The sequence below is a fragment of the Streptomyces sp. NPDC048637 genome, from assembly GCF_040650675.1.
Lineage (GTDB): Bacteria > Actinomycetota > Actinomycetes > Streptomycetales > Streptomycetaceae > Streptomyces.
The window spans coordinates 135,514-143,022 of record NZ_JBEZHQ010000023.1; the positions used below are offsets into that span (position 1 = coordinate 135,514).

The window sequence follows — 7,509 nt, forward strand, 5'->3', positions numbered from 1 at the left end:
GGGCCGGGAGCCCTTCTGTGGCTGCTCGTTTGAGGGGTCGAAGGCCCGTTTGTCAATGTCACGTACGTCTCTTATTGGGGGTAGGGTCGGAGGCGGTCGGGGACAGCCCATACAGCTCGCCGGTACCCCATCGGCGCACCTAACGAGGAGATCGGTTCGTGACGATCCGCGTAGGCATCAACGGATTCGGCCGCATTGGTCGCAACTACTTCCGCGCGCTCCTGGAGCAGGGTGCGGACATCGAGATCGTCGGTGTCAACGACCTGACCGACAACGCCACCCTGGTCCACCTGCTGAAGTACGACACCATCCTGGGTCGCCTCAAGCAGGACGTCAGCCACACCGACGACACCATCACGGTCGGCAACCAGACCTTCAAGACGATGGCCGAGCGCGACCCGGCGAACCTCCCCTGGGGGGAGCTCGGCGCCGACATCGTCATCGAGTCGACCGGCATCTTCACCAAGAAGGCCGACGCCGAGAAGCACCTCCAGGCCGGTGCCAAGAAGGTCCTGATCTCCGCGCCCGCCAAGGACGAGGACATCACGATCGTGATGGGCGTCAACAACGACAAGTACGACGCGGCCAAGCACCACGTCATCTCCAACGCCTCCTGCACCACCAACTGTGTGGCGCCGATGGCGAAGGTTCTCGACGAGAACTTCGGCATCGTCAAGGGCCTGATGACCACGGTCCACGCGTACACCAACGACCAGCGCATCCTGGACTTCCCGCACAGCGACCTGCGCCGCGCCCGCGCCGCCGCGGAGAACATCATCCCGACCTCGACCGGTGCCGCCAAGGCCACCGCCCTGGTCCTCCCGCAGCTCAAGGGCAAGCTGGACGGCATCGCCATGCGCGTCCCGGTCCCCACCGGCTCGGTCACCGACCTGGTCCTGGAGCTCGACCGCGAGGTCAGCAAGGACGAGATCAACGCCGCCTTCCAGAAGGCCGCCGAGGGCCAGCTCAAGGGCATCCTGGAGTACACCGAGGACCCGATCGTCTCCTCGGACATCGTGAACTTCCCGGCCTCCTGCACCTTTGACTCCTCCCTGACGATGTCGCAGGGCAAGCAGGTCAAGGTCGTCGGCTGGTACGACAACGAGTGGGGCTACTCCAACCGCCTGGTGGACCTGACCACCTTCGTCGGCGGCCAGCTCTGATCGCTGGTTGACACCCGAGGCAACGAGATGTGAGGTCGGGGCTCGTACGACGCGAGGAAGCGTCGTACGGGCCCCGTCCCGTGGCCGATCTACGCAAACACGGAGTCACTCCTCATGAAGACGATCGACGACCTCCAGGTCGCCGGCGAGCGCGTCTTTGTCCGCGCCGACCTGAACGTGCCGCTGGACGGCACCACCATCACCGACGACGGCCGGATCCGTGCCGTCGCCCCGACGATCGCCAAGCTCGTCGAGCGCGGCGCCAAGGTGATCGTCGCCTCGCACCTGGGCCGTCCCAAGGGCGCCCCGGACCCGGCCTTCTCGCTGGCCCCCGCGGCCGCGCGGCTGGGTGAAATCCTCGGGCAGGACGTGGCGTTCGCGGCCGACACGGTCGGCGAGTCCGCCCGGTCCGTGGTCGCGGGCCTGGCCGCCGGCCAGGTTGCCGTGCTGGAGAACCTCCGCTTCAACGCGGGCGAGACCAGCAAGGACGATGCCGAGCGCGGCGCCTTCGCCGACCAGCTCGCCGCTCTCGCGGACGTGTACGTGGGTGATGGCTTCGGCGCAGTGCACCGCAGGCACGCCTCCGTGTACGACCTGCCGCAGCGTCTTCCGCACGCGGCCGGCGACCTGATCGCCACCGAGGTCGCGGTCCTGAAGAAGCTCACCGACGACGTCAAGCGCCCCTACGTCGTCGCGCTGGGCGGCGCCAAGGTCTCCGACAAGCTGGCCGTCATCGACCAGCTGATCGAGAAGGCCGACCGCATCCTGGTCGGCGGCGGGATGGCGTACACCTTCCTCAAGGCCAAGGGCCACGAGGTGGGCATCTCGCTGCTCCAGGAGGACCAGGTCCCGGCCTGCCTGGAGTACCTGGCGCGGGCCGAGAAGCGCGGCGTGGAGTTCGTGCTCCCCGTCGACGTGCTGGTCTCCGCCGAATTCCCGGACCTCAAGACGAAGGCCCCGGCGCACCCCGACACCGTCGCCGCGGACGCCATCCCGGCCGACAAGGAGGGCCTGGACATCGGCCCGAAGACCCGCGAGCTCTACGCCGCGAAGGTCGCCGACGCGGGCACCGTCTTCTGGAACGGGCCGATGGGTGTCTTCGAGCACCCCGACTACGCCGACGGCACCAAGGCCGTCGCCCAGGCGCTGCTGGACTCGCCCGCCTTCACCGTCGTCGGCGGCGGTGACTCGGCCGCCGCCGTGCGCCTGCTGGGCTTCGACGAGACTGCATTCGGCCACATTTCGACCGGCGGTGGCGCCAGCCTCGAATACCTCGAAGGCAAGACGCTCCCCGGCCTCGCCGCTCTGGAGGACTGAACAACGTGACTGACCGTACCCCGCTGATGGCGGGCAACTGGAAGATGAACCTCAACCACCTCGAGGCCATCGCCCACGTCCAGAAGCTCGCCTTCGCCCTTGCCGACAAGGACTTCGACGCCGTAGAGGTCGCGGTCCTGCCGCCCTTCACCGATCTGCGGTCGGTGCAGACGCTGGTCGACGGCGACAAGCTCAAGATCAAGTACGGCGCCCAGGATCTCTCCGCGCACGACTCCGGTGCCTACACCGGTGAGATCTCCGGCTCGATGCTCGCCAAGCTCAAGTGCGCGTACGTGGCCGTCGGCCACAGCGAGCGCCGCCAGTACCACGGCGAGAACGAAGAGATCTGCAACGCCAAGGTCAAGGCCGCCTTCAAGAACGGCATCACCCCGATCCTGTGCGTCGGTGAGGGCCTGGAGGTCCGCAAGGCCGGCAACCAGGTCGCGCACACCCTCGCCCAGGTCGACGGCGGTCTGGCGGACGTTCCGGCCGAGCAGGCCGAGACCATCGTGATCGCCTACGAGCCGGTGTGGGCCATCGGCACCGGCGAGGTCGCCACCCCCGAGGACGCGCAGGAGGTCTGTGGTGCGATCCGCGGCCGCCTCGCCGAGCTCTACAGCCAGGAGCTGGCCGACAAGGTCCGCATCCAGTACGGCGGCTCGGTCAAGTCCGGCAATGTCGCGGCGATCATGGCGCAGCCCGATGTCGACGGCGCACTGATCGGCGGCGCGGCGCTCGACGCGGACGAGTTTGTGAAGATCGTCCGTTTCCGCGACCAGTAGCAGCTATGACGAGGGGGAGCCCTCGTCGTACCCTGTCGGGGCCGGGACCGGTGCAGCAGCACCGCCCCGGCCCCGCATCATTTGTTCTGTATATCGTGATCCATACGTCCGTCCGTCAGTCCTAGAGAGTTGGTCCAGCCGTGGTCATCGGGTTCTCGATCGCCCTCATCGTCTTCAGCCTGCTGCTGATGATGCTGGTGCTCATGCACAAGGGGAAGGGCGGCGGTCTGTCCGACATGTTCGGTGGCGGCATGCAGTCCTCGGTCGGTGGCTCCTCGGTCGCCGAGCGCAACCTCGACCGCATCACCATCGTGGTGGGTCTGCTGTGGTTCGCCTGCATTGTCGCGCTCGGCATTCTGATGAAGCTCAGCAACTGACGCAGCGTCGGAGGCGCGGCTTAACATGAGGGTGGCGTCCTCGGACGGGTAACTCCAGCCACTGGACGCGCGTTGGGCCTTACGTAGACTGGGGCGTTCCGCAGCGCAGCTGCTGCGAGAGGCTGTGCAGCACCATTACGCAGGGAGTTACGACCGTGGCAAGTGGCAACGCGATCCGAGGAAGTCGGGTCGGGGCGGGGCCGATGGGGGAGGCCGAGCGCGGCGAGTCCGCGCCGCGCACCCGCATCTCCTTCTGGTGCTCCAACGGGCACGAGACGCAGCCCAGCTTCGCCGGCGATGCGCAGGTTCCGGACACCTGGGACTGCCCGCGCTGTGGTTTCCCGGCAGGCAAGGACCGGGAGAGCCCGCCGGACCCGCCGCGCACCGAGCCGTACAAGACCCACCTCGCCTACGTCCGCGAGCGTCGCAGTGACGCCGACGGTGAGGCGATCCTCGCGGAGGCGCTCGCCAAGCTCCGCGGCGAGATCTGACGGACCAGCACATTTCTCGGTCGGCCCGGCCGGAGGGGACACGCCCCCTCCGGCCGGGCCTTCCGCGTCGGTGCTCCCTCCCGGGCGATACGCGTCCCCCGTAGGGCCTGCGGGTCGCATCTGAGGTAGCGGATGGGGAAGTCGCCCGAGGGTCACTGTCAGTGGCTGCCCGTACCGTTTTTCGTACGCACACGATGCGGACGGGGGACGGCATGGCAGACAGCGGGACGGAAGCGGGCGGGACAGTCACAAAAGCGGGCCGGGCGGCGGCGGTGGGCGCGCTTGCCTGGCGCGGCGGCTTCGGGCGGCTGTGGATCGCCGCCGTGGTCTCCCGCTTCGGTGACGCGCTGCGTGGCACGGCGCTGCCGTTGCTCGCCTACGCCCTGACCGATTCGCCGCTGCTGATCTCGCTCGTCACGGCCTGCGGCTTCGTTCCGTGGCTGTTCTTCGGGCTGCTGGGCGGAGCCGTGGCCGACCGGGTGGACCAGCGGCGCGCGATGTGGGCCGTCGATGTGCTGCGCGGGGTGCTGGTGGCCGGGTTCGCGCTGGCCGTGGCGCTCGACCGGGCAAGCATTGCGCTGCTGTTGGCGCTGTCCTTCGCGCTCACCACCCTCCAGACACTGTTCGACAACGCCGCCACGGCCCTGTTGCCCGCGGTGGTGCCCAAGGAGGCGCCGGCCGCCGCCAACGCCCGGTTGATGACCGGTCAGGAGCTGGCCGGGCGGTTCCTCGGCGGCCCGCTGGCCCCGGTGCTGCTCGCGCTCGGCGCCGCACTCCCGTTCCTGGCTGACGCGGCCACCTACCTCGTCGCGGCTGCCCTCGTCGCCTCCTTGCGCACCGGCCCACCGGCCGGGAAGCCGGTCACCGCCGGGCGCACCCTCCGGCGCGAAATAGCCGAGGGGATACGGCAGTTGTGGCGCGACCGGGTGCTGCGTGCCGTCTGTGTGTCGGTGGCGCTGGGCAATGTCGGCATCGGCGCGCTGATCGCGACCCTGGTGGTGGTCATCAAGGGCTGGCTGGGCGCCGGGGACTCCGGGTACGTCGTGGTGACCATCGGCTACGGCATCGGCATGGTCCTGGGCGGGCTCCTCGCGGGCCGGATCATCGCTGCCGTGGGCGGCCGGGGCCGCACCCTGCTGCTCGCCGGGGTGCTCCAGGCCGTGACCCTGGTGGGCCTCGGGACGCTGCGTACGGTCTGGCTCGCGGCCCTGCTGCTGGGGCTGTTCGGGCTCGCCGGCATGGTGTGGAACGTCCTGGAGACCACGGTTGTGCAGCAGCGGAGTCCGGCCGGGATGCTCGGCAGGATCAGCGCCGCCTTCCGTACGGTCTCGGTCGCCGGGACACCGCTCGGCGCGCTGTGCGGCGGTGCGGCCGCCACGGCGTTCGGCCCGAACGCCCCCGCGCTGCTGGCCGCCGCCCTGCTGGCCCTGGGGACGGTCGCGTTGACACCTGTTCTTCAGCCCCCCGACGGTGCCCCGTCCGGCGGCGGACAGATACCTCCTACCGCGCGCTGATCAATTAGGTTGGGAGATGGCGGGGCCGGTACGAGATGAAGAAGGCTGATGTCCGAGATGAACGCAGAAGGCCGCAGCAGGCTCGATCAGATGCCTGAGTGGACCGCGCTGAGCAAGCACCGGGAGCAGCTGGCGGAGGTGCATCTGCGCGAGCTGTTCGAGCGGGATCCCGCGCGCGCCGGGCGCTACACCCTCCAGGTCGGCGATCTGCACCTGGACTACTCCAAGCACCTGGTCACCGACGAGACGCTGGGGCTGCTGCGCGAGCTGGCCGCGGCGACCGGTGTGGCCGAGCTGCGGGACGCGATGTTCCGCGGCGAAAAGATCAACATCACCGAGCAGCGCTCCGTGCTGCACACCGCGCTGCGCGCGCCCGGCTCGGCGGTCATCACGAGCGACGGCGAGAACGTCGTCCCCGGCGTGCAGCACGTCCTGACGAGGATGGGCACCTTCTGCGACCGGGTCCGCTCCGGCGACTGGAAGGGCCACACCGGCAAGCGCATCAAGACCGTCGTCAACATCGGTATCGGCGGTTCGGACCTGGGCCCGGCGATGGCGTACGAGGCGCTGCGTGCCTACACCCACCGGGACATGCAGTTCCGCTTCGTCTCCAATGTGGACGGCGCCGATCTGCATGAGGCGATCCGTGATCTGGACCCGGCCGAGACGCTGTTCATCATCGCCTCGAAGACCTTCACCACCATCGAGACGATCACCAACGCCACCTCGGCCCGGGACTGGCTGCTGACCGGCCTGAGGGCCGGGGGAGAGGCCGTCGCCAAGCACTTCGTGGCGCTGTCGACCAACGCCGGGAAAGTGGCGGAGTTCGGCATCGACACGGACAACATGTTCGAGTTCTGGGACTGGGTCGGCGGGCGCTACTCCTTCGACTCCGCGATCGGCCTGTCGCTGATGATCGCGATCGGCCCGGAGCGCTTCCGCGAGATGCTGGCCGGCTTCCACCTCGTCGACGAGCACTTCCGCACCGCCCCGCCGGCGGAGAACGCCCCGCTGCTGCTGGGCCTGCTCGGTGTCTGGTACGGCAACTTCTGGGATGCCCAGTCGCATGCCGTACTGCCCTACAGCCACTACCTCTCCAAGTTCACGGCCTATCTCCAGCAGCTGGACATGGAGTCCAACGGCAAGTCCGTGGACCGCCAGGGCAACCGGGTCGGCTGGCAGACGGGGCCCGTCGTCTGGGGTACGCCCGGGACGAACGGCCAGCACGCCTACTACCAGCTGCTGCACCAGGGCACCAAGATGATCCCGGCCGACCTCATCGGTTTCGCCGCGCCGGTCGCCGATCTGCAGCCGGGGCTGGTCGCCCAGCACGATCTGCTGATGGCCAATCTCTTCGCCCAGGGCCAGGCGCTGGCCTTCGGCAAGACGCCGGACGAGGTGCGCGCCGAGGGCGTGGCCGAGGAACTGGTGCCGCACAAGACGTTCCCGGGCAACCGCCCCACCACCACCATCCTGGCCGCTGAGCTCAGCCCGTCCGTGCTGGGCCAGTTGATCGCCCTCTACGAGCACAAGGTGTTCGTCCAGGGCGCGGTGTGGAACATCGACTCCTTCGACCAGTGGGGCGTCGAGCTGGGCAAGGTCCTCGCCAAGCGCGTCGAACCGGCTCTGACCGAGGGCGCCGAGGTGCCCGGTCTGGACGCCTCCACGGCCGGTCTGGTCGCCAAGTACCGGGAGCTGCGCGGGCGTTGATGCCCGGGAGCGCCGCAGGACCGCCGCGCTGACGCCGTAGGCCCCGCACCCTCAAGGAAGGGGATGCCGTTGGTTAATCCGGGGCCGAGCGTGACGTCGGCCTTCAAGGCCCGGTTGGGGTCTTGAAGGCCGACGTTGTCGTTTGGGGAGGACGC

At 68.9% G+C, this 7,509-nt stretch carries 7 protein-coding genes; all 7 read left to right on the top strand.

All coding sequences use genetic code 11. The features are described from left to right. Nucleotides 1–158: 158 nt before the first annotated feature. The 7 genes from gap to pgi all read left to right on the top strand — a co-directional run bounded on the left by gap (nt 159) and on the right by pgi (nt 7,354). A complete protein-coding gene (gene gap, locus AB0C46_RS26250) occupies nt 159–1,163 on the top strand; it encodes a type I glyceraldehyde-3-phosphate dehydrogenase (RefSeq protein WP_362830722.1) in 1,005 nt (334 codons plus the stop codon). A gap of 114 nt (nt 1,164–1,277) precedes the next feature. Further along, a complete protein-coding gene (locus AB0C46_RS26255) occupies nt 1,278–2,480 on the top strand; it encodes a phosphoglycerate kinase (protein ID WP_362830723.1) in 1,203 nt (400 codons plus the stop codon). Nucleotides 2,481–2,485: 5 nt separating this feature from the next. Then, nucleotides 2,486–3,262 (top strand): triose-phosphate isomerase, encoded by a 777-nt coding sequence (gene tpiA, locus AB0C46_RS26260; protein ID WP_362830724.1) that lies wholly within the window; start codon nt 2,486–2,488, stop codon nt 3,260–3,262. 140 nt (nt 3,263–3,402) lie between these two features. Continuing rightward, nucleotides 3,403–3,639: a preprotein translocase subunit SecG gene (secG, locus tag AB0C46_RS26265; RefSeq protein WP_018091876.1), complete on the top strand. Its 237-nt coding sequence runs from the start codon at nt 3,403–3,405 to the stop codon at nt 3,637–3,639. Between the two features lie 155 nt (nt 3,640–3,794). Then, nucleotides 3,795–4,130 carry an RNA polymerase-binding protein RbpA gene (locus tag AB0C46_RS26270; protein WP_078518748.1) on the top strand — a complete coding sequence of 112 codons (336 nt, stop codon included), beginning with the start codon at nt 3,795–3,797 and terminating at the stop codon, nt 4,128–4,130. A 212-nt stretch (nt 4,131–4,342) separates the two neighbouring features. Further along, nucleotides 4,343–5,644: an MFS transporter gene (locus AB0C46_RS26275; RefSeq protein ID WP_362830725.1), complete on the top strand. Its 1,302-nt coding sequence runs from the start codon at nt 4,343–4,345 to the stop codon at nt 5,642–5,644. A 57-nt stretch (nt 5,645–5,701) separates the two neighbouring features. Next, nucleotides 5,702–7,354, top strand: a complete 1,653-nt coding sequence (pgi, locus tag AB0C46_RS26280; RefSeq protein WP_362830731.1) for a glucose-6-phosphate isomerase — start codon at nt 5,702–5,704, stop codon at nt 7,352–7,354. Nucleotides 7,355–7,509: the final 155 nt, after the last annotated feature.